The organism is Phenylobacterium sp. LjRoot97, assembly GCF_964254345.1.
Taxonomy (GTDB): domain Bacteria; phylum Pseudomonadota; class Alphaproteobacteria; order Caulobacterales; family Caulobacteraceae; genus Phenylobacterium.
This window is the reverse complement of record NZ_CAXUTH020000001.1, coordinates 359,143-380,722: the sequence shown is the minus strand read 5'-3', so window position 1 is coordinate 380,722 and position 21,580 is coordinate 359,143. Positions and strand designations below refer to the sequence as shown.

At 70.0% G+C, this 21,580-nt stretch carries 17 protein-coding genes; 9 read left to right on the top strand and 8 right to left on the bottom strand.

From position 1 onward, the window contains the following. Positions 1–107: 107 nt before the first annotated feature. Entirely contained in the window at positions 108–782 is a 675-nt protein-coding gene (locus ACSQ2H_RS01855) for an OmpA family protein (protein WP_436059775.1), read from the bottom strand. Positions 783–866: 84 nt separating this feature from the next. Here ACSQ2H_RS01855 and ACSQ2H_RS01850 point away from each other — a divergent pair, with 84 nt between their 5' ends. Together ACSQ2H_RS01850 and ACSQ2H_RS01845 are read left to right on the top strand one after the other, a co-directional pair. Continuing rightward, complete coding sequence (locus ACSQ2H_RS01850; protein ID WP_436059774.1) at positions 867–1,802, top strand: isopenicillin N synthase family dioxygenase; 936 nt, start codon at positions 867–869, stop codon at positions 1,800–1,802. 190 nt (positions 1,803–1,992) lie between these two features. Continuing rightward, the gene (locus ACSQ2H_RS01845; RefSeq protein ID WP_436059773.1) at positions 1,993–3,699 is read left to right on the top strand and encodes an ATP-binding protein; all 1,707 of its coding nucleotides are present in this window, start codon (positions 1,993–1,995) and stop codon (positions 3,697–3,699) included. Here the strand turns inward: ACSQ2H_RS01845 and ACSQ2H_RS01840 are convergent. Further along, a complete protein-coding gene (locus ACSQ2H_RS01840) occupies positions 3,696–4,925 on the bottom strand; it encodes a TetR/AcrR family transcriptional regulator (protein WP_436059772.1) in 1,230 nt (409 codons plus the stop codon). The two genes, ACSQ2H_RS01845 and ACSQ2H_RS01840, sit on opposite strands and share 4 nt — an antisense overlap. A gap of 70 nt (positions 4,926–4,995) precedes the next feature. Continuing rightward, positions 4,996–6,432: a helix-turn-helix domain-containing protein gene (locus ACSQ2H_RS01835; RefSeq protein ID WP_436059771.1), complete on the bottom strand. Its 1,437-nt coding sequence runs from the start codon at positions 6,430–6,432 to the stop codon at positions 4,996–4,998. Between the two features lie 194 nt (positions 6,433–6,626). Between ACSQ2H_RS01835 and ACSQ2H_RS01830 the strand changes: the two genes are divergently transcribed. Next, positions 6,627–6,833: a DUF4170 domain-containing protein gene (locus tag ACSQ2H_RS01830; RefSeq protein WP_183776214.1), complete on the top strand. Its 207-nt coding sequence runs from the start codon at positions 6,627–6,629 to the stop codon at positions 6,831–6,833. A gap of 263 nt (positions 6,834–7,096) precedes the next feature. On the opposite strand, the gene ACSQ2H_RS01825 is transcribed toward ACSQ2H_RS01830, so the two are convergent. The 4 genes from ACSQ2H_RS01825 to ACSQ2H_RS01810 form a co-directional block, all read right to left on the bottom strand. Continuing rightward, positions 7,097–7,462: a YdbL family protein gene (locus tag ACSQ2H_RS01825; RefSeq protein ID WP_436059770.1), complete on the bottom strand. Its 366-nt coding sequence runs from the start codon at positions 7,460–7,462 to the stop codon at positions 7,097–7,099. 11 nt (positions 7,463–7,473) lie between these two features. After that, positions 7,474–7,656 (bottom strand): YnbE family lipoprotein, encoded by a 183-nt coding sequence (locus ACSQ2H_RS01820; protein WP_183776208.1) that lies wholly within the window; start codon positions 7,654–7,656, stop codon positions 7,474–7,476. Between the two features lie 32 nt (positions 7,657–7,688). Then, positions 7,689–10,700 (bottom strand): intermembrane phospholipid transport protein YdbH family protein, encoded by a 3,012-nt coding sequence (locus tag ACSQ2H_RS01815; RefSeq protein WP_436059769.1) that lies wholly within the window; start codon positions 10,698–10,700, stop codon positions 7,689–7,691. Positions 10,701–10,851: 151 nt separating this feature from the next. Next, the gene (locus tag ACSQ2H_RS01810; protein WP_436059768.1) at positions 10,852–11,631 is read right to left on the bottom strand and encodes an SDR family oxidoreductase; all 780 of its coding nucleotides are present in this window, start codon (positions 11,629–11,631) and stop codon (positions 10,852–10,854) included. 173 nt (positions 11,632–11,804) lie between these two features. Between ACSQ2H_RS01810 and ACSQ2H_RS01805 the strand changes: the two genes are divergently transcribed. From ACSQ2H_RS01805 to ACSQ2H_RS01790, 4 genes are all read left to right on the top strand, one after another. Beyond that, positions 11,805–13,886, top strand: coding sequence for a 3-hydroxyacyl-CoA dehydrogenase NAD-binding domain-containing protein (locus ACSQ2H_RS01805; protein ID WP_436059767.1), 2,082 nt, complete (start codon positions 11,805–11,807; stop codon positions 13,884–13,886). A gap of 86 nt (positions 13,887–13,972) precedes the next feature. Next, positions 13,973–15,178, top strand: coding sequence for an acetyl-CoA C-acyltransferase (locus ACSQ2H_RS01800; protein ID WP_436059766.1), 1,206 nt, complete (start codon positions 13,973–13,975; stop codon positions 15,176–15,178). A 254-nt stretch (positions 15,179–15,432) separates the two neighbouring features. Then, positions 15,433–16,539, top strand: a complete 1,107-nt coding sequence (locus ACSQ2H_RS01795) for a collagen-binding domain-containing protein (RefSeq protein ID WP_436059765.1) — start codon at positions 15,433–15,435, stop codon at positions 16,537–16,539. 126 nt (positions 16,540–16,665) lie between these two features. Next, entirely contained in the window at positions 16,666–17,994 is a 1,329-nt protein-coding gene (locus tag ACSQ2H_RS01790) for a hemolysin family protein (protein WP_436059764.1), read from the top strand. Here ACSQ2H_RS01790 and ACSQ2H_RS01785 read toward each other — a convergent pair. Next, entirely contained in the window at positions 17,991–19,373 is a 1,383-nt protein-coding gene (locus ACSQ2H_RS01785) for an amidase family protein (protein ID WP_436059763.1), read from the bottom strand. The genes ACSQ2H_RS01790 and ACSQ2H_RS01785 overlap by 4 nt on opposite strands. A 172-nt stretch (positions 19,374–19,545) precedes the next feature. On the opposite strand from ACSQ2H_RS01785, the gene ACSQ2H_RS01780 reads away from it, so the two are divergent. Then, positions 19,546–20,460, top strand: coding sequence for a hypothetical protein (locus ACSQ2H_RS01780; RefSeq protein WP_436059762.1), 915 nt, complete (start codon positions 19,546–19,548; stop codon positions 20,458–20,460). 74 nt (positions 20,461–20,534) lie between these two features. Next, the gene (locus tag ACSQ2H_RS01775; protein ID WP_436059761.1) at positions 20,535–21,566 is read left to right on the top strand and encodes a hypothetical protein; all 1,032 of its coding nucleotides are present in this window, start codon (positions 20,535–20,537) and stop codon (positions 21,564–21,566) included. Positions 21,567–21,580 lie beyond the last annotated feature (14 nt).

Genomic DNA, 21,580 nt, shown 5'->3' with positions numbered 1-21,580 from the left:
GCTCTCGCGCGTATGTGGTGTCAAAAGCCCCCCCGGCGCAACGGGGGCCGCCGCCGGAGCGGCGCGAGAGGCGGGCCTGCCCGGCGAAGGGGCAGGCCCGCGCCCGGTCAGCCCGTATAGGGCCGCAGCACGATCTCGACGCGGCGGTTCTTGGCCCGGCCGGCGTCGGTCGAGTTGTCGGCGATCGGCTGGCTCGACCCGCGGCCCTCGACATAGAGGCGGTCGCGCAGCACGCCGCCACGTCCGGTCAGGTAGTCGGCGACCGACAGGGCGCGGCGCTCGGAGAGCGTCTGGTTGTAGTCGGCGCGGCCGGTGGAGTCGGCGTGGCCGATCACGTCGACCAGGGTCTGCGGATAGTTGTTCAGGCTGCGCGCCACGTCGTCGAGGGCGCCGTAGAACTGCGGCTGGATGTCCGAGCGGTCGAAGCCGAAGGTCACGTCGCTGGGCATCTGCAGGACGATGTTGTCGCCCTGGCGCTGAACCTCGACGCCGCTGCCGGCCAGTTCGCGGCGCAGTTCGGCCTGCTGGCGGTCCATGTAGTTGCCGACGCCGGCCCCGGCGAGCGCGCCGATGCCGGCCCCGATCAGCGCATTCTTGCGGCCCTGCTCGCTGCGATTGGTGTTGGTCAGATAGCCCAGCGCCGCCCCGCCCAGCGCGCCGGCGATCGCGCCGGTGCCGGAGTTGTTGCGGACGACCTGTCCGGTGTAGGGGTCGGTGGTGGTGCAGGCGGCAAGCGCGCCTGCCCCCAGGATACAAGCCCCGAGGGCGGTCAGTTTGCGCATAAGCGATCTCCTCGATCGTGAAACTCAGGTGCGAACGCGAGCGCTACGGTCAAGGTTCCCGCGAGCCGGGACGAAGGTTCAAACGTGACGACAGAGACAATCAAGCCGGTTTCGTTCAAGCGTTTCGACGGCGACTTCGACGGCTTTTCCCACGATCTGGGCGGTTCGTTCGCGCGCTACGGGTTCGCGGTGATCTCCGACCACGACCTGCCGCAGGCCCGGATCGAGGCGGCGCTAGCCGCCACCAAGGCCTTCTTCGCCCTGCCCGAAGAGGTCAAGCGCGCCTATGTCGTCGGGGTTGGCGGCCAGCGCGGCTACACGCCGTTCGGCATCGAGACGGCCAAGGACGCCAAGCACTTCGACCTCAAGGAATTCTGGCACATGGGCCGCGACCTGCCGCCCGGCCATCCGTTCCGCGACTTCATGCCCGACAATGTCTGGCCGGCCGAGGTTCCCGAGTTCCACAGCGAGATCGCCTGGCTGTTCAATGCGCTGGACGGCATGGGCCGTCAGGTGCTGGAAGCCATCGCCGTCTATCTGAAGCTGGACCGACAGTTCTTTGGTCCGACCGTGAACTTCGGCAACTCGATCCTGCGGCTGCTGCACTATCCGCCGGTGCCGAAGGACGGGCCCAACATCCGCGCCGGCGCGCACGAGGACATCAACGTCATCACCCTGCTGCTGGGGGCCGAGGAGGCCGGCCTGGAAGTCCTGGACCGCGACGGCCAGTGGCTGGCGATCAACCCGCCGCCCGGCTCCGTCGTCTGCAACATCGGCGACATGCTGCAACGGCTGTCCAACCACGTGCTGCCCTCGACGACCCACCGGGTGGTCAATCCGGCGCCGGAGCGCCGCGGCTTCGCCCGCTACTCCACGCCGTTCTTCCTGCATTTCAACCCGGACTACGAAATCCGCACCCTGCCAGGTTGCATCACCCCCGAGCATCCCGACCGCAGCCCGGCCCCGATCACCGCCGACGAGTTCCTCAAGGAACGTTTGCGCGAGATCAAGCTTCTATAGGCGGAAGCCGCCCCGCCGCGCCGGAGGGTCGGTTTTCGCCACGCCCGACGCCATCGCTGCAAAAAATCCCCACGCTTGACAGTTTTCCACAACTGATCGACCAAAGGTTGCCGAACGGCGTTCGGAAAAAGACGGAAACTTAACCGCGCCGCCCGATCGTGGGCGCAAGGACGCGGCCCGGGGGATCAACATGTCCAAGCCTGTATCGGCCTCACAGGCCGAGGCTGCGCGGCTGGCCGCCATCGCCACGCTTGATCTGGACGAGCTGAAGCCGACCTTCGAGCGGATCGGCCGCCTGGCGCGCGCCTTCGCCCGGCTGGACCTGGGCGACGTGGTGATGGTCGGGGCCGAGCGCACCTGGCACGCCAGCGTCGGGCCCAGCTGGACCGACGAGCAGATCTGCCAGGACCAGTCGTTCTCGGAGGTCGTGGTCGGCGAGGACCAGTTGCTGTGGGTCGCCGACGCCCTGTCCGACGCCCGGTTCTGCGGCCATCCGCACGTCGTCGGGCCCGAGGCCGTGCGCTTCTACGCGGGCGCCCCGATCCGCCTGGCCGACGGCCAGCCGATCGGCGTGGTCTGCGTCGCCAGCCGCGGCCCGCACGCCTACGACAGCGAGTTGGCGAGCTATCTGATCGACCTGGCCGCCATCGCCTCGAACGAGTGCTCGCGCCACCACGCCCAGCGCGACCTGGTGAAGTACGCCGGCGAGGCGGAGGCCGCGAACAAGGCCAAGAGCGAGTTTCTCGCCAATATGAGCCACGAGATCCGCACGCCGCTGAACGGGGTGATGGGCATCGCCGGCGCGCTGGCCAAGACGCCGCTCAACCAGCATCAGGCCGATATGGTCGACCTGATCGAAACCTCGGCCCAGACGCTGGAAGCGCTGCTGACCGACATCCTCGATCTGGCGCGGATCGAGGCCGGCCGCATCGAGATCCGGCCCGAGCCGTTCGACATGACGACCTCGGTGAGCGCCTGCGCGGCGCTGTTCGAGGCCACCGCCCAGGCCAAAGGCCTGGAGCTGATGGTCGAGATCGAGCCCTACGCCCAGGGCGCGTTCGAGGGCGACGGCCCGCGCATCCGCCAGATCCTGACCAACCTGCTCGGCAACGCCATCAAGTTCACGTCCGAGGGCGAGGTTCGGCTGACCGTCGCCGCCCGTCGCGACGAGACCACCACCCACCTGGCGTTCACCGTCGCCGACACCGGCATCGGCTTCGACGAGGCCACACGCCAGCGGCTGTTCGGGCGCTTTCAGCAGGCCGACGGCTCGATCACCCGCGAGTACGGGGGCACGGGCCTGGGCCTCGCCATCTCGCGCTCGCTGGCCGAGGCGATGGGCGGCGAACTGAGCGCCAGCGCCGTGGCCGGCAAGGGCGCGACCTTCGTCCTGACCCTGGAGCTGCCGCGTCGCCACGGGGCGGTCGAGATGTGGGGGGAGCACGAGGACGCGGTCGCCGAGGAGGCCGAGCTCGACGCCATGCGAGTGCTGCTGGCCGAGGACCACCCGACCAATCGCCGGGTGGTGGAACTGATCCTGGGCGCGGCGGGCGTTGAACTGATCTCGGTCGAGAACGGGGCGGAGGCGGTGGACGAGGCCGCCCGCAGCGCCTTCGACCTGATCCTGATGGACATGCAGATGCCGGTGATGGACGGGCTGACCGCGATCTCGGCGATCCGCCGCCGCGAGGCGCGCGAAGGCCGCCGCACCCCGATCTACACCCTGACCGCCAACGCCATGCCCGAACATGCCGACGCCTCGGCGCGGGCCGGCGCCGACGGCCACGTGACCAAGCCGATCACCGCCGAGCGGCTGCTGCACGTGGTCGAGCAGGTCTGGGCCGAGAAGGCCGCGCGGGCCACGCAGGGCTCCAACGTCGTGGCGCTGCGCGCCTAGCGCGCGAAGATCCCCATCAGCTGCGGGCGGGCGAACACCGCCGGCGCCGCCTTCTGGGTGACATCCGGCAGCCAGAAGGTCAGCTCCGAGCCGGCGTTCAGGGTGGCGTTCAGCATCTGGGCGGCGATGGCCGCGTCGACCGGGCGGATCGAGCCTTCGACGATGCCGTCCGAGATCATCGAGGCGAAGCGGTCTGACACCCGGTCGGAGTGCGCGACCTGCTCGATGCGGATCTCTTCGGGCAGGGCCGAGAGCGCCGAGACCCGCAGCAGCGGGCCGTACTGCGACAGCTGGAACTCGGCCAGCGCCGCCGAAGCGCTGGAGATTCTCAGCCACTGGTCGCCTTCCAGCGCCATGGCCAGCCGCTGCACCCGGCGCATGACCTCGAAGGTGCGGTCGAAGCAGGCGACCACCAGGTCGTCCTTGGCGTCGTTGTGGTGATAGAACGAGCCCTTGGTGACGTTCAGCGCCTCGGAGATCTTGTTCACCGACGCGCCGCGATAGCCGCGCGAGTTGATCAGCCGCGTCGCCGCCAGCAGGAAGGTCTCGCGGCTCATCTCCGCGCCCTCGCTCGCCGCCAGCTCAGCCAGCGGCACCGGCGCCGGCGCCCAGCCCGCCCCCTCGACAGCCAGGCCGCCGACCAGGATGTCGAACACCCGCTCGCGCACCCGGCCGTAGTCCTCCGGATCGTACTTGTGCAGCCAGGCGCCCGACCAGAACAGCTGGGCCAGCAGCATGTGGGTGCGGGCGGTGCGGCGGCCGCGGTTGAGCCAGGCCAGCTCCGGCGCCTCGAACAGGGTGCGGACCTTGCGGAACACCTTGGCGAAGGCCTCGATCACCTGGGCACGGTGCGGGTCCTTCAGCGCCCGCACGTCGGCCAGGGTCGGCATCGGCGGCCCCTCGCCGATCGCCATCCGCCGCACGCGCTCAAAATAGAGCTCCAGCAGCTTGTGCAGCCGATCGGCCGGGGTCGGCTCGGCGACCGCGGTCTCGGCCGCCTCCTGCAGCCAGGTGATGCCGCGCATCATGCAGGCCGCGGCCAGGTCGTCCTTGCGCTTGAAATAGTAGGTGACGCTGGTGGTCGACAGGCCGACCGCGGCGGCGGCGTCGGCCAGGGTCAGGCCCTTCACGCCGCGCTGGTTCAAGAGGACGGTGGAGGCGTCAAGGATCGCGTCGCGCTTCTTTCGGAAGCGATCCGTCGCCCGCACGCCCTTACGTTCCGCCATCCGAGCCCCTGGCACGCCTTGAACCGCCCCTGCCCCCTTCTCTATCGCAAGCCCCTTGCCGCGCAAGGCGTCAGCCTGACGCGAACGGGTACGGCGAGATCGACTTCGTGAAGTCGTCGACCATCAGTGTACGGTTGATCGGCTCGGCCGCGCGCTGCGGGCAGGCCGGCCGCTCGCAGATCCGGCAGGCTGGGCCGATGGCGGTGGCGACCGGATCGCGCAGGTCGATGCCGCGCGAATAGACCAGCCGCTCGGCGAACTTCAGCTCGCAGCCCATGCCGATCGCCAGTTCGGTGTCGCCGGCCGCATAGGGCGTGGCGAAGCGGCTGACCGTCCGCGACAGGGTGAAGTAGCGCTGGCCGTCCGGCGTCTCGACGATCTGGGTCGCGATGCGGCCGGGCGTGCGGAAGCTGGCGTGGATGTTCCAGCGCGGACAGGTGCCGCCGAAGCGCGAGAACGGAAAGGTCGAGCCGGCGAAGCGCTTGGAGATGTTGCCGGCCGAATCCACCCGCAGCATGAAGAACGGCACGCCGCGCGCGCCGGGCCGCGCCAGGGTGGTCAGCCGGTGGCAGGCCTGCTCGAACGACACCCCGAAGCGGGCGCGGATCAGCTCGATGTCGTAGGCGCTGCGCTCGGCCGCCTCGTGGAAGGCCGCGTAGGGCATCATCACCGCCGCGGCCAGGTAGTTGGTCAGCGACACCTTCAGCAGGCCGCGGGTCGAACGGTCCGGCGGCCCCGAACGCTCGACCAGCGCGTCGAGCAGCGGGCCGTATTCGAGGATCGCCAGCTGATAGGCCTGGGCGAAGGCGCGGCCCTCGGCGGTCAGCGCCTCGGACAGGAACAGCCGCTTACGGTGGTGGTCGTAGCGGCGGACCGACTCCGGCAGCACCTCGACCGGCACCACCCGCACCGAGATGCCGTGCCGCCCCGCCAGCCGCTCGCGCGCGGAGATCGCGAAGTCGAGCGGTTCGCAGGCGAGGTCGGCGGTCAGCGCGTCGGCCGCCTCCTCCAGCTCGGCGAAGTAGTTCTTCTGGGCCTGGAAGAAGTCGCGCACCCAGTCCGAGGGCAGCACCGCCGGACCGCTCGATCCCTCCTCCGGGCGGCCGATGGCGCCCAGGTCGGTGAGCCGGCGCTGATCGAGATAGGCGCGGTAGAGGCGGACGATCGCTTCCGATACGCCCGGCGCGCTCTCGGCCACCTCGGCGATCTCGTGGCGGGCGACGCCGAGGTCGCGGAACATCTGGTCGGAGAACACCTCCGACAGGCCGGTGGCGCCGCCGTCCTCGGGGTCGGTCGCCAGGCTCTTGAGATCGAGGTCATAGGCCTCGGCCAGCCGCAGCAGCACCTGGGCGGTGACCGGCCGCTGGTTGCGTTCGAGCAGGTTGAGATAGCTGGGCGAGACCCCGAGATCCTCGGCCATCCGGGTCTGGGTGAGACCCAGGTCGCGGCGTAGGCGCTTGAGGCGCGCGCCGAGGAACAGCTTCCGGTCGGTGGTGGTCACTGCCATGCTGTCGGATTGTCACAGATTTACACCCTTTACAAGGTATCGCTGTGACAAGTGAGCCTTGTTGCACACCGCGGCCCCTTCGCCCCCGCCCCGCCAACGGCTAGGTTCGATCGACGGCTTGTAAAACTGACAGGCCGGGCGAAATCGGTTTTCACAAGACTCAGTTCCGGCGCGAGCCGGGGGAGCAAGAGACCATGACCAAGGAACGGTTCTGGGTTGTCGGCGGGGAGTACAGCTGCCTCGCCTTCACCAAACTGAAGAACGGCGCGCCCCAGGTGCTGGGGCCGTACGAGAGCCGCGACGAAGCCAAGCAGGCTTGGGCGAAGGTGTCCGAAGAGACCCGCAGCCAGGCCACCATGCGCTTCGCCATCGCGTCCGAACAGCTCGTACTGCCGGCTTAAGGGTCACGGGGCTTCCAGTTGTCTCTCCTTGAGCCCGCCCGATCTTTCGGGGTGGGGCGGGCTCACTTTTTTGAGGTCTTGCCGCAGCGCTTGAGCCGCCGCGGATACAGCATCCAGAACCTCCGAAAGGGGGGCGGATAGGGTGACGGGCGGGGAAGCTTGTATTCGGTCGCTTCCCTGCCCCGATCACCGCCAGAACCATCAGCCAACGAAAAAGGGCGTCCCTCGCGGGACGCCCTTTCGCGTTGGGTTCGGCCCGAGGCCTACTTCTTGACCCAGGCGCCGCCGGCGTCCTGGTAGAAGTCGCCCGGGCGCAGCTTGCCCTGGACCACGGTGCGGAACGCCGAGGCGCCCGCGGCAGTCGGGCTGACGCCGTTCTGGGTGGCGGCCTGGGCGTAGAGCTGGCGGCGGCCGGCGTTGATCTCGGCCACGGCGGCGCGGACGTCGGCGCTGGCCGCGCCGGAGTTGACGAAGCCGAGGAAGCCGTCGGCTTGCTCACCCACGACGCCCTGCGCCTTGGCGGCGTCGACGGCGGCCTTGGCGGCGGCCGGATCGGCATGGGCCGCACCGGCCAGGGTGAGGGTGGCGACCACGGCGGCGACGGGCGCCATCAGATTGCGATAGGTCATGATCTATCCCCTTAGAACAGGTTCGGGTTCTGCTTGATCAGCGCCTTGACGTCGTCGTCCAGGCGCAGCCGGACGTCGGCGTCCAGCTTGGCGTAGATCGAAATCGGCGCCACCTCGACGCGCACGGTCGGCGTGCAGGCGCTGGTGAGGGCCGCTCCGGCCAGAACCGCCACGGCTGGCAAGGTTCTCATCATATGGTCGTCTCCAAATTCACAGCCAAGGTGGATCATTCCGGCTGAACGGCCTGTGAACCGCGCAACGCCTGGTACTCGCCGAAGTCCTTCAGGATCTGATCGAGGTTCAGGCTGGTGTCGAGGGTCAAGTCGACCTTGGTCCCCGACGGCAGCGGCAGCGACCGGTTCAGGAAGTCACGGCGGATCAGGTCCATCAGGGTCAGCCGGATCTCCTGCTTCTTGGGCGGCGTGTGCTCGCCCTTCAGATGCATGAGCACGCCCAGCCGCCCGTTCTCCAGGCTGTTGACCTCGGCGTCGAGAGTGTCGAAGGCGAGGTACTCCATCGCCTGGTAGGCGAACTCGCTGAATGCGTTGATCTCGCCGGTCTCCGTGGCGGCGGGCGCGACCGGCACGGTCGGCGCGCCTTCGACGGCCGCCCCGACCACCTCGCCGCCCTGCGCCGCCACCGGCACCAGCGCCTCGCGCAGGATCGACAGGCGGCCCGGCTCGATGGCCCGCAGGCTCCCGGCCTTGACCCGCACGCCCTCGGGACGCACCTCGAACGGCACCTTGCCGGTCAGCTTCGCCTCGAGGTCGACGCGGTCGCCGAACGGCGAGGCCTCGACCAGTTCCTTCACCTGCACGCCCTCGATGTCGAGCACCCCGCTCCAGGGCTGGCTGAGATCGAACGGCACCCTGAACGGCTCGAACGACAACGTCCCCCCGCCCATCGCCAGCCGCGCCCCGCCGACGGTGACCGCGTCCGCCTCCAGGCCGAACAGCACGTCGACGTCGGTCAGCGGCACCAGGGTGTTGATCGACTCCGCCTTCAGCACCTGGCCCGGGGCGGCGGTCAGCGGGATCAGGCTGTCGAACTCCGCGCGCCCGGTCAGGCCCTGCACCGGCCCCATCGGGCTGACGAAGTCCATGCGCTCGACGTTCAGCGCCCCATGACTGGTCGAAGCGCCCGGCGACCAGGCGATCTCGCCCGCGAACTGCGCCCGGCCGTTGGCCGGCGAAGCGACGATGGCGGCCAGCGGCGAGAGCCCGACCGGCTGCAGCCCGCCGTCCTCGAACGTCAGCATGCTGGTGTCGAAGGCCAGCACCCCGCGCCCGTCGGCGCCGTGCCGCAGGTCGCCCGTCGCCAGCCGCCGCCCGGCCAGATCGGCGAGCGCGAAATCGGCCAACCAGCCGCCATTGCGGGCCCGCGCCTGGCCGCTGGCCCGCACAGGATTGAAGCGGGTCTCGGCGGCGGTGTCGTCCAGCCGGACAGCCGTGACGGCGACCTGGCCATTGATCGCCGCGCCCGCGCCGGAGAGATCGATCGTCCCCACCGCCTGCGAGACCCGCGCTTCGAGGAACGGCAGTTCGGCCGCGACGCCCTTGGCCTGGCCGCGCAGCCGCCAGGTCCCGCCCCGCAGACTGATCAGCGGCGCGCCGGCGCTGGGACAGAGCTCCCCGCTCGCCTGCTCGAGGTCGCTGTCGCCGAGCTCGACATGGCCGGCGACAAGGGCCACGCAGCGCGCCGCGACGAAGTCGACAGCGCCGCCCGCCATGCGCACCTCGCCGGCCGCGTCGATGCTGGCGGCGCTGACCGGGGCGAAGCCGCCCTTGGCCTGCAGCGCCGCCGTGGCGACGATCCCGTCGTCGGTCAGGCGATAGCGCGACACGGCGAGCGTCGCCTCCGGCAAGCCGCCGCCGCGGACCAGCACGTCGAAGCCGCCGCCGCCGTTCACATAGATCGGTCCGCCCGACGCCCGGTGAAGCTTGAGCTCGCCGCCGCTGGCGGTGCGCACCACCGCCGGTTGGCCAAGACCCACCGACACGCCCTCGCGCGAGGCGTTGAGCGCGATCGAGTTGGCGGTCAGCTGGAAGTCGGCCAGGGCCCGCTTGAGCGCCGCGGTCTCGGCCGGATCGCTCGCGTTGACCGGCCCCAGGCCCGACCAGCCGCCGCGCGACGTCAGCGCCCCGCGCAGGGCCAGATCCACGCGCTTGCCGTCGAAGGCGGCCAGTCCGCCGAGCTCGCCGCGGGCGTCGGTGAGACGCAGGTCGCCGCCGCGCGCCTGGTCGGCCGAGAAGCGGCTGCTGATCTCGCCGGAGACCACGTCGCCGGCCGACCGCGTCCAGCGCACGTCGCCCAGCGACGCCTCGCCCTTGAGGCCGGCCAGGCTGAACCCGGCCACCTTGCCGCCGCGCGCGCCGACCTCCAGGTCGCCGTCGCCCTCCAGCACCAGGGTCTCGATCCAGCCCCGCGTCGCGCCGTCGAAATTGGCGACCAGCCGCAGCTCGTCCAGGCTGTCCTGGCCAAGCGCCGCTCGGGCGGCCGAGGCCTCGAGCCGCGCCATCAGGCGGCCCTCGCCGCGCTTGCGGACCGTGTCGGGATAGGGGCCCTGGACCGACAGCCGCACGCGGCCGTCCTGCGCCTTGAGGCCTTGCGCCTCCAGATTCTGGACCGGAGCCAGCAACAGCACGTCCACGCGCCCGCGGGTGGTCGCCATCTTGAGGCTGACCTCGCCCAGCCGCGCAGCGACGCCGCGCCCCTTGAGCGCCACGGGGTCGAGCTGCGCATCCAGCGACATCAGCCGCCCGTCGGCCAGCCGCGCGTTGGCGCTGGCCTTCAGCAGGCCGTAGTCGGTGTCGAGCCGCACCACCCCGCGGTGGATCTCGACCCGCGGCTGCGGCCCCTGTGGTTGCGGCGGCTGGCTGGTGAACTCTTCGATCAGCGGGTCGAGCGTGCCGAGCTTCAGCTTGCCGTTTCGGAACGCGCCCTTGACTACCGGGCGGTAGAGCTTGACCGAGGTGACCCGCACGCCGGGCGCATCGCCCGACCAGAATCCGGTGAAGCCGTAGCGGACCTCGACCCGCTCGACCGAGACGTCGGGATCCTTCTCTGGACCGGCGCGGACCCGTGCCGTGAAGCCGCCGAACTCGAATTCGCGGAACTCGACGTCGGCCGGCACGCCGCGCGATTCCAGCCAGCCGACCAGCAGCTCGCGGGCGATCGCGCGGCGGGTCAGATAGACCGTGCCGCCGACCACCACGGCCACGATCACGCCAGCGGCCACGGCCGTATGGACCCGGCGCCATCGACGCCGGGCCGCCCGTGACGGCGGGTTAGTTTCGGACTCGGTCAAACGCGACGCCTGCTTCTCTCCAGCAGGTCATAACGCAAAACCGTCGAAAGCGTGGCCGTCTGTCGGAAGTTTACACCAAAGCCTAGAGGCCGCCGGTGGTCGCCAGCGCCACCCCGCCGTCGACGGCGATGGTCTCGCCGACCACGTAGTCGCCCGCGCGGCTGGCCAGGTAGATCGCAGCCGCGGCCATGTCCTCGTCGCGGCCGATGCGGCGCGAAGGGATGCGCTTGGCGATCTCGTCGCCCTGGTCGCGGGCCACGCGGTTCATCTCGGAGGCGAAGGCGCCGGGCGCGATGCCGGTGACGTTGATCGAGTCCTTGATCAGCTCGGCGGCGATGCGGCGGGTCAGGTAGATCAGGCCCGACTTGCTCGCATGGTAGGAATAGGTCTCCTGCGGGTTCAGGCGGATGCCGTCGATCGAGCAGATGTTGATGACCTTGGCCGGCTGCTCATGGCTCGCGGCCGCCTTCAGCGCGCCGTGCAGCGCCTGGGTCAGGAAGAACGGCGACTTCAGGTTCAGGTCGACGACCTTGTCCCAGCCGCTCTCCGGGAATTCGTCGAAGGGCGCGCCCCAGGCGGCGCCAGCGTTGTTGACCAGGATGTCGAGCTTCGGTTCGGCGTCGGTCAGCCGCTTGGCGAGCGCTTTGCAGCCCTCCACCGTCGAGACGTCCTGCGGCAGCGAGATGCAGCGCTCGCCGAGCTCGGCGGCGGTCTCGTCGCAGGCGGCCGGCTTGCGCGAGGAGATGTAGACGCGGGCCGCGCCCGCATCGAGGAAACCCTTGGCGATCATCTTGCCGATGCCGCGCGAACCGCCGGTGACGAGGGCGACGCGGCCCTCCAGCGAAAACAGTCCCTGAGCCATGTCTTGCTTCCCCTAAGGTGATGTCCTTAAGGCCTGATAGACCCACGTTCGGCGCTCGAAAACCCTACGGATTTTTGACTCGCGCCGGCCAAGCCGGGCCTGTAAACAACCGTTTGAATCCAAGGGCGGCCACGCCACGAGCCGTCCCTCTCCAACAATCGAGGATGCGCCACATGGCCGAGATCAATTCGGTGACCGACCTCACGCTCGACGGCGACGTCGCGGTGATCACGCTCAACTCTCCGCCGGTGAACGCGCTGTCGGCCAAGGTCCGCGAGGGCCTGTTCGAGGCCTTCAAGGCGGCCAACGCCAACGACGCCGCCAAGTCGATCGTGCTGATCTGCGAAGGCCGCACCTTCATCGCCGGCGCCGACATCACCGAGTTCGGCGGCGCCATGGCCGGCCCGGGCCTGCCCGAAGTCCAGGCTCAGATCGAAGACTCGCCCAAGCCGGTGGTCGCCGCGATCCACGGCACCTGCCTCGGCGGCGGCCTCGAGGTCGCTCTCTGCGCCCACTACCGCGTCGCCGTTCCGTCGGCCAAGCTCGGCCTGCCGGAAGTCGCCCTCGGCCTGCTGCCGGGCGCCGGCGGCACCCAGCGCCTGCCGCGCGTGGTCGGTCCCGAACGCGCCCTGGAAATGATGACCAGCGGCCGCCACGTGCCCGCCAAGGAAGCCCTGGCCGGCGGCCTGGTCGACGAGCTGGTCGAAGAAGGCAAGCTGAAGGAAGGCGCCATCGCCTTCGCCAAGAAGGTGGTCGCCGAAGGCCGCCCGCTGCGCAAGATCCGCGACCAGAACGAGAAGGTCGAGGCCGCCCGCGGCAAGCCCGAGATCTTCGCCGATTTCCGCAAGGCCAACGCCCGCAAGTTCCGCGGCTTCCTGGCTCCCGAGTACAACATCCAGACCATCGAAGCGGCCGTGAACCAGCCGTTCGAAGAAGGCCTGGCGACCGAGCGCAAGCTGTTCATGGAGCTGATGACCGGCCCGCAGTCGGCCGCCCAGCGCTACTCGTTCTTCGCCGAGCGCACCGCCCAGAAGATCCCGGACGTGCCGGACGACACCGCCCTGATCCCGATCAAGAAAGTCGGCATCATCGGCGCCGGCACCATGGGCGGCGGCATCGCCATGAACTTCGCCAACGCCGGCATCCCGGTGGTGATCGTCGAGCAGAAGCAGGAGCCGCTGGACCGCGGCCTGGCCACCATCCGCAAGAACTACGAGCGCACCGCTTCGCGCGGCGGCATCACCGCCGAGCAGGTCGAGCAGCGCGTGGGCCTGATCACCGGCTCGCTGTCGATGGAAGACAGCTTCAACGACGTCGACCTGGTGATCGAAGCCGTCTTCGAGCGCATGGACATCAAGAAGGACATCTTCACCAAGCTCGACGCCATCTGTAAGCCCGGCGCGATCCTGGCCACCAACACCTCGGGCCTGGACATCGACGAGATCGCCTCGGTCACCAAGCGTCCGGAAAGCGTCATCGGCCTGCACTTCTTCTCGCCGGCCAACGTGATGAAGCTGCTGGAGATCGTCCGCGCCGACCACACCTCCAACGAGGTGATCGCCACCTCGATGAAGCTGGCCAAGCAGATCGGCAAGGTCGCCGTTCTGGTCGGCGTCTGCCCCGGCTTCGTCGGCAACCGCATCCTCGGCGCGCGCCAACGCGAAGCCCAGAAGCTGGTGATGGAAGGGGCGATGCCCTGGGACATCGACCGCGTGCTCTACGACTTCGGCTTCCCGATGGGTCCGTTCGCGATGAGCGACCTGGCCGGCCTGGACATCGGCTGGGTGAAGGAAAAGTCGAAGGGCGAAAGCATCCGCGACGTGCTCTGCGAAGCCGACCGCCGCGGCCAGAAGACCGGCGCCGGCTACTACGACTACGACGAGAACCGCGTCGCCAAGCCGAGCCCGTTCACCGAGAAGGTGATCAACGACTTCATCGTCAAGTCGGGCGCCAACCCGCGCAAGATCAGCGACGAGGAGATCCTTGAGCGCTGCATCTTCCCGATGATCAACGAGGGCGTGAAGATCCTCGAAGAAGGCAAGGCCATCCGCGCCAGCGACGTCGATGTGGTCTGGCAGAACGGCTACGGCTGGCCGGTCTATCGCGGCGGCCCGATGCACTACGGCGACCAGGTCGGTCCGGCCAAGGTGCTCGCCAAGATGAAGGAATTCCAAGCCACCATGGGCGACCAGTTCAAGCCGGCCGCGCTCCTGGAAAAGCTTGTCGCTGAAAACAAGAAGTTCGCCGACCTCTAAGGCGACCGACCTCCAAAGACCGCCCCCGGCTCGCAAGGGCCGGGGGTGAGCAGGACTACCCTCCCAACTCGTTAGGATGCTTTTCAATGCGTGAAGCCGTCATCGTCTCCACCGCCCGCACCCCGATCGGCAAGGCCTATCGCGGCGCCTTCAACAACACCTACGGCGCGACCCTCGCCGGCCATTCGATCGCCGCCGCCGTCGAGCGCGCGGGCATCGACCCGGCCGAGATCGACGACGTGGTCTTCGGCTGCGCGCTCGAACAAGGCACCACCGGCAACAACATCGCTCGCCAGGCCGCCCTGCGCGCCGGCCTGCCGGTGACCGTGTCGGGCATGACCCTCGACCGTCAGTGCTCGTCGGGCCTGATGGCGATCGCCACCGCCGCCAAGTACATCATCAACGACGGCGCCCCGATCGCCATCGGCGGCGGCGTGGAGTCCATCTCGCTCGTCCAGAACGACAAGATGAACCGCTTCATGACCGGCGATCCCTGGCTGGCCCAGAACGTCCCGGCCCTGGCCACCTCGATGATCGAGACCGCCGAAGTCGTCGCCGAGCGCTACGGCGTCAGCCGCGAAGTCCAGGACGAGTACGCCCTGCAATCGCAGCAGCGCACCGCCCAGGCCCAGTCGGAAGGCCGCTTCACGGCCGAGATCGCGCCGATGACCACGATCATGAAGGTCCTGGTCAACAAGGAGACCGGCGAGACCGCGGACAAGGAGATCACCATCTCCATGGACGAGGGCAACCGCCCGCAGACCACCCTGGCCGACCTGCAGAAGCTGCAGCCGGTGTTCAAGGGCGGCCGCTACGCCCCGGAAGGCAAGTTCATCACCGCCGGCAACGCCAGCCAGCTGTCGGACGGCTCGGCCGCCGTGCTGATGATGGAACGCAAGGAAGCCGAAAAGCGCGGCCTGACCCCGCTCGGCGCCTACCGCGGCATGGCCGTGGCCGGCTGCGGTCCGGAAGAAATGGGCATCGGCCCGGTCTTCGCGATCCCGAAGCTGCTCGAGCGCAACGGCCTGACCATCGACGACATCGACCTGTGGGAGCTGAACGAAGCCTTCGCCAGCCAGGTCCTGTACTGCCGTGACAAGCTGGGCATCCCGCACGAGAAGCTCAACGTCTCGGGCGGCTCGATCTCGATCGGCCACCCCTACGGCATGACCGGCGCCCGCTGCACCGGCCACGTCCTGCACGAAGGCAAGCGTCGCGGCGCCAAGTGGGGCGTCGTCACCATGTGCGTCGGCGGCGGCATGGGCGCGGCCGGCCTCTTCGAAATCTTCTAAGAGGGCGGAAAGCCGCGCCCATCACTAGGGAGTCGCCGAAATCGCTTCGGCGATTTCGGTGGGGAGCCGCGGGCCTGTTCGAGATCTTCTAAGATCCCGACGCCGATTGACTACCGGGAAGGGCCGTCCGCCAGGGCGGCCCTTTTTCGTGAACGCTGCGTCACTTTTGACACAACTCGTGATGGCGCCGTTGTTGCATTGCAGCATTCAGATCGACTATGTCGCAGCGCAACATCCCAGTTCGGTACACGCCCGTGATCACGCAGTTCCGCAAGCTCGCCCTTCCGCTCCTCGCCGCCGTCGCGGTGGCCACGCCCGCCGCCGCCGACCCTAACGTCGGCCTGCAGGTGCTGCGCGAGTACAATCTCTATGTGTTGAGCGACCTCAACTCGACGTCGAGCGTCGAGGGCCGCGCCTTCGTCGGCGGCAACCTCTCGGGCGGCTCGGACTACTACAAGTACAGCGGCGGCAAGACCCCGCTGCCGTCCGCCACCAACGCGCCGGGCCTGACCGTGGTCGGCTCGTCGAGCGGTTCGAAGAACCTCCACAACGGTTCGGGCGCCCTGGTAGGCGGCAGCGTCTCCGGCGGCTGGAACCTGAACGGCTCGGCCCCGCAGGACATCACCATCGGCGGCTCGGCTAGCGGCATCAACGGTTCGAAGGGCAGCACGATCACGGTCGGCGGCGCCGCTTCGGGCGTGAACGGCAACGGCGCGACCGTGAAGACCAACCAGGGCCTGCCCGGCTTCTCGGCCGGTCTGCAGGTGCTGGCCAGCGACTACGCCATGGGCGTGACCGACCTGTCGGCCTACCTCGCGGGCCTGACCCCGACCGACTCCGTGACCTTCCCGCAGAGCAACCTGATGAAGTTCGAGCCGACCTCGACCGGCAAGATCGCGGTGTTCAGCTTCGCCAACGCCGACGTCTTCAAGGACGCCGGCCAGCTGCAGTTCCTGACCGGCGGCTTCGAGACCATCATCGTCAATGTCGGCGGCACGTCGGCGACCCTGGCGAAGAACTTCATCAACTCGTCGGCGAACCTCGGCCAGAACGTGATCTGGAACTTCCACGAGCTGGCCTACAACCCGAAGAGCCCGGCGGTGAACCTGAACTTCAAGACCGCCTTCTACGGCACGGTCCTGGCCCCCGGCGCCTACGCCACCAACAACAACCACCTGGAAGGCTCGATCGTGGTCGGCAAGCTGGACCAGCGCGGCCAGGTGCACCTCAACGGCTACAACGGCGGCCTGACCATCGGCTCGGCCGTGCCGGAACCGGCGACCTGGGCGATGATGATCCTCGGCTTCGGCCTGGTCGGCACGATGATCCGGCGTCGTCGCCTGGTCGGCGCCGCGGCCTGAGGCCGGGCAGACCGCCACAGCAGGACACGGGCGTGTCATCCCGTGGCGGGAATATCGCGCGAGCGGCCTATTCAAGGTAGGGTGCTGCGGGGCCCCCAGAGGGCCTCGCCTGGACCCAACCCTTAAATGATCCTCTTCGCCTCGGCCGTCGTGCTCCTCCTGTTGGTGCTGAACGGCCTATTCGCCATGTCCGAACTGGCGGTCGTTTCCTCCCGACGAGCTAAACTGCAGGCCCGCGCCGACCGCGGGGACAAGGGCGCCGCCGCCGCCCTCCGGCTCTCGGAAAACCCCACGCGCTTCCTCGCCGCCGTTCAGGTCGGCATCACCCTCATCGGCATTCTGTCGGGCGCCTACGGCCAGGCGACCATCGCCGGCGAGCTCGACCACATGCTGGAGACCATTCCGGCGCTGCATGACTATTCGGAGCTGATCTCGACCGCCGTGGTGGTCGTGGTCATCACCTATCTGTCGCTGATCGTCGGCGAACTGGTGCCCAAGCGCTTCGCCATGGTGTTCCCTGAAACCATCGCCTCGCTGGTCGCCCGGCCGCTGTCGCTGCTGGCCAGGCTGATGGGCCCGTTCGTCACCTTGCTGACCGCCTCCACTGTCGGCGTGCTGCGCCTGCTGGGCATCAAGGACGAGAAGGGCGAGCAGATCACCCACGAGGAGGTCGAGACCGTCCTGGCCGAAGGCACGAGCGCCGGCCTGATCGAGCCCGAAGAACAGGCGATGATCGGCGAGGTGCTGCGCCTCGGCGACCGCCAGGTGCGCGTGGCCATGACCCCGCGCCGCGACATCTACTGGATCTCGCTGTCTGACACCTACGAGCAGCAGATGGCCGACATCCGCGCCTGCCCGTACTCGCGCATCGTCGTGACCGAGGGCGCCGACGTCGAGGAGCCGGTCGGCGTGATTCACAAGAAGGACGTCCTGGACGTCATGCTGGACGGCAAGAAGCCCGACGTCTCGGCGCTGATGGCCACCCCGATCTACCTGGTCGAAACCACCTCGCTGCTGCGGGCGCTGGAACTGCTCAAGCAGACGCCGCTGCACATGGCGCTGGTGGTCGACGAGTTCGGCGCCCTCGAAGGCGTCGTCACCCCGACCGACCTGCTGGAAATGATCGCCGGCGACTTCGACGAGGAGCACGACACGGCGACGTCGGAGGCGATCCTCAAGCGCGAGGACGGCAGCTATCTGGTCGACGGCCGCGCCGAAGTCGATGACCTGGCCAAGGCCCTGGGCGCCGACTTCACCGAGACCAGCCAGTTCCACACCGCCGCCGGCCTGGTGCTGCACGAGATCGGCCGCCTCCCCGCCGAGGGCGACGTGTTCGAGATCGCCGGCTTCCGCGTCGAGGTCATCGACATGGACGACCGCCGCATCGACAAGCTGCTGTTCACGCCGCCGGCCGATTCCGAAGGCCCCAGCCTCGGCGACATGCTCTCGTCCTAGCCCGGCGCGCGATAGCCGCCGAAGGCCTGCTCTAGCAGGCCGGCGAATGCGATCGGCGTACGATCCTCGAGGTACGGCCCGATGATCTGCACGCCGATCGGCAGGCCGCCGTCGCTCATCCCTACGGGTGCGGCGGTGGCCGGCAGATGGGCGAGCGTGGCGATGCCCGGCCAGGCCACCTGGTCGAAATAGGGCGTCGCCGCGCCGTTCAGCATCAGCGTCCGGGCGCCCGGATCGCTGTCGTCGTGCGGGTAGGCCAGCGAGCCGTGCGCCGGCGCCAGCACCACGTCGAAGGCTTCGAACAGACGCCCCCACGCCCGGCGGACGACGAGCTGGGCGTCCTGCAGGTTCATCCACTCGTGCGCGCTCATCGGCTTGGCCTGGGGCGGGCCGCCGCGCGACATCGCCGTGGTCAGCAGACCGCGATAGAGCTCGTGGCCTTGGGCCAGGTCGGGCAGCAGCTCGCTGCTGCGTGCGACGCTCGCCCCGGCCCGTTCCAGCTTGGCGGCCAGTTCCCCCAGGGCGGCCACGATCGCCGCGTCAGTGGCCGCGGCCGGATGGGCGTCCAGCACCAGCACGCGATAATCGCCCAGCCGTGAATGGCGCGCCGCCGGCAGCTCCAGCCGATGGCCCACCGCCTCTTCGTCCAGTGGACCGGCCAGCACGTCGAGCGCCAGCTCCAGGTCCCCAGCGGTGCGCGCCAGCGGTCCGACCACCGCCAGGGGCACGTCGAGGCCGTCCAGCCCGGGCGGCGCGTGACCGCGCTGCGGGACGATCCCGTAGCTCGGCTTGTGGCCGTAGACGCCGCAGAAGGCGGCCGGCACGCGGATCGAGCCGCCGATGTCCGTGCCCATCTCCAGCGGCACCATCCCGGCGGCCACCGCCGCCGCAGCGCCGCCGGACGATCCGCCGGCCGTGCGCTCCAGGTTCCAGGGATTGCGCGTGCGCCCATAGATCGGATTGACGCTCTGCCAGTCGGCGAGGCTGACCGGGATGTTGGTCTTGCCGAGAATGATCGCGCCGGCGGCCTTCAACCGCGCCACGCCGACCGAGTCCTCCGGCGCGGTCCAGCCCTTGGCCGCCTCGAACCCCCAGGTGGTCGGCAGGCCGGCGACGTTGTGGGATTCCTTGACCGTCATCGGCACGCCCAGCAACGGCCCGCGCTCGCCGCGCGCCAGCGCTGCGTCGGCGGCCCGGGCGGCCGCCCGGGCGCGGTCGAAGTCGCGGACCACCACGGCGTTGATCGGCCCGTCGCGGGCTTCGATGCGGGCGATCGCCGCCTCGCACAGCTCCAGCGCGCTGGCCTGGCCAGCGGCCAAGGCCGCGGCGAGCGCGCCGGCCGACGCCTCCGACAAGTCTGCGGCGAGGGTCTCGGACACGGCGGCGCTCCCTTTTGTGTTTTCGCCAGCCTGCGCTGGACGTCGGGCGGAGTCCAGGCGCGCTGCGGCCTCCGGACGCAGGCCGACGGTCAAGCTCAGCAACCCTTCCTCAACCCTAACGGAGTGGAGTTCCGCGCACGGGGTGGGCCTCTTTGGTTTGGAGGGGTCCGATATGGACAAGGGTTTGAAGCGCGGTCTGGCGGCCGCTGCGACGCTGCTGGTGCTGGCCGCATGCGCGAGCACGCCCGCGCCCAAGGGCGGCGGCAAGGGGCCCGCGCCAACCGCCCAGGTCGACCGGCGGCTGGAGAGTCAGGCCGCGGCCTTCGAGAGCTTCATGCGCAACGCCCGCGGCATCGACGCCACGTTCGCCAATCCTGCCGCCGTGAGCGAGGGTCTGCGCATCGGCTCGGGCTATGAGCCCAAGCAGCTCGAGGCTGGCATGATCGCCTATGCGGCGCTCGCCGCCCTGCAGGAGCCGAAGTTCGTCGCCGGGGTGCGCAAGGCCGCCCAGGACAAGTCCGGCAAGGGACTGGCGGCCCGGCTGGCCGCGCGCCCCGATCTCGCCGCCAGCCTGCCAGGCGCCGACGCCGGGGCCGCCCGTGCGAGCGCAGCGCTCTATCGCCAAGGCGAAGCCCTCGAGGCCAGCGGCAAGCGCGTGAAGAAGGCGTCCTACGACGTCCAGCGCCAGGCCTGGGCCAAGGTGTTCGTGCCCGACGCCAAGGCGCGGCTGACCCGGGTCAAGCAGATCTCGAGCGCCGGCTATCGGCCGGCCGGCGGCGACCAGGCGCAGCTCTACTCGACCCTGTCGCAGGGCGGCAAACGCGGCGGGCCGCCCAGCCCGATGGTTTCGCGCGGCCTCGCCGTCGCAGCGCTGACCGTGCTGGGCGAGAGCGGGCGCGCCGGGGCGCTGATGAGCGAGCCGCGCAGCGGCATGTGCGTGCGGGTGGCCAAGCTCAACCTCTATCAGTGCCTGGCCGCCGCCGGCCCCTATTACGAGGACATCTACTGCCTGGCTCAGCACGCCATGCTCGAGCCGGCGGGATGCGCGACGGACTCCGTGCGGCCGATCCGCACGGCGCAGCGCTGAGCGATTTCCCGCCCCACATCTGTCTCAGTCCGAGCTAAATTACCGCGCGCGCCGCGACGGCGCGGGAGAGCCAGATGTCCGAGCGCGACCAGAACGACAACCCGTTCATCCGATCCAGCCCCTGGGGCCGGGCGAAGGGAGCGGCGCCGTTCGGCTATGCGCTGACGCCGGGCCAGTCGGCCGACGAACCCCAGCAGGTCGCGCCGCAGCCTGCGCCCGAGCCCGCGCCAGACCCCCGTCCCGCCCCGCGTCCGGCGGTGCAGGCGCCGACGGCCCGGCCTAGCGTCGCGCCGCAGGGCGGCATTCTCGCCGGCGGCTCGCTGGTGCCGCGTGCGCCCGCCCAGCCGGCGACGGGCCAGCAGCCGACCCAGGGACCGCGTCCCGCCTTCGTGACGCCGATTGGCCAGCCGCCGGTCCGCGCGCCTGTCCCGCAGGCTCCGGCCGCTCGCGGGCCCGTGGCCGCCGGACCGCTCGCCAGCGGCTCCAGCACCGCTGGCCCGCCGCAATCGGCCCCGCGTCCGACACCGCTCCCCGCCGCGGCCGCCGCGGCGCCCCGTCCCGCCCCCGCCCCGCAGGTCGAACCCGATCTGACCCTCGCCGCGCCGCCTCGGGCGTCGGCTCAAAAACGCTCGCCGCTGCCGCTGATCGTCGGCGGCGCCGTGGCGGTGGCCGCCGCCAGCGCCGTCGCCTTCCTGCTGATGCGCGAGGACGAGCCGCCGGCCCCGGCGCCTGCGCCGCCGATCGAAGCCGCGACGCCGACCGTCCCGGAGGCCGCCCCGACGCCGTCGACGGCGGAACCAGCCGCGCCCGCGCCAGCCGAGGTCCAGCCGCCGGCCGCCGTAAACCCGGCCCCGAAAGCCGCCGCCGCGCCGGCCCCGGCGCCAACGGCTCCGGCCGCGAAGGCGCCCGCGCCGAAGGCCGCAGCCCCGAAGGCCGCCGCCGAGACGCCCGCCCCGGTGCTCAACGTGCCGGCTCCGGCCCCCGCCCCGCCGCCGCTGGTGCTGACCCCGCTGTCGCCCGCCCCGGCCGAGCCGCCGATCACCCCGCGGCCGGGGACGCCGATCCCGACCGATCCCGACGCGCCGCTGACGCTGAACCGCAACTGACGGCGCTTTCGCCC

Bases quoted from the DNA above. Each gene is read 5' to 3' on its own strand.
- ACSQ2H_RS01855 (WP_436059775.1), bottom strand. From the start codon at position 782: ATGCGCAAACTGACCGCCCTCGGGGCTTGTATCCTGGGGGCAGGCGCG.
- ACSQ2H_RS01845 (WP_436059773.1), top strand. From the start codon at position 1,993: ATGTCCAAGCCTGTATCGGCCTCACAGGCCGAGGCTGCGCGGCTGGCC.
- ACSQ2H_RS01840 (WP_436059772.1), bottom strand. From the start codon at position 4,925: ATGGCGGAACGTAAGGGCGTGCGGGCGACGGATCGCTTCCGAAAGAAG.
- ACSQ2H_RS01835 (WP_436059771.1), bottom strand. From the start codon at position 6,432: ATGGCAGTGACCACCACCGACCGGAAGCTGTTCCTCGGCGCGCGCCTC.
- ACSQ2H_RS01830 (WP_183776214.1), top strand. From the start codon at position 6,627: ATGACCAAGGAACGGTTCTGGGTTGTCGGCGGGGAGTACAGCTGCCTC.
- ACSQ2H_RS01825 (WP_436059770.1), bottom strand. From the start codon at position 7,462: ATGACCTATCGCAATCTGATGGCGCCCGTCGCCGCCGTGGTCGCCACC.
- ACSQ2H_RS01820 (WP_183776208.1), bottom strand. From the start codon at position 7,656: ATGATGAGAACCTTGCCAGCCGTGGCGGTTCTGGCCGGAGCGGCCCTC.
- ACSQ2H_RS01810 (WP_436059768.1), bottom strand. From the start codon at position 11,631: ATGGCTCAGGGACTGTTTTCGCTGGAGGGCCGCGTCGCCCTCGTCACC.
- ACSQ2H_RS01805 (WP_436059767.1), top strand. From the start codon at position 11,805: ATGGCCGAGATCAATTCGGTGACCGACCTCACGCTCGACGGCGACGTC.
- ACSQ2H_RS01800 (WP_436059766.1), top strand. From the start codon at position 13,973: ATGCGTGAAGCCGTCATCGTCTCCACCGCCCGCACCCCGATCGGCAAG.
- ACSQ2H_RS01790 (WP_436059764.1), top strand. From the start codon at position 16,666: ATGATCCTCTTCGCCTCGGCCGTCGTGCTCCTCCTGTTGGTGCTGAAC.
- ACSQ2H_RS01780 (WP_436059762.1), top strand. From the start codon at position 19,546: ATGGACAAGGGTTTGAAGCGCGGTCTGGCGGCCGCTGCGACGCTGCTG.
- ACSQ2H_RS01775 (WP_436059761.1), top strand. From the start codon at position 20,535: ATGTCCGAGCGCGACCAGAACGACAACCCGTTCATCCGATCCAGCCCC.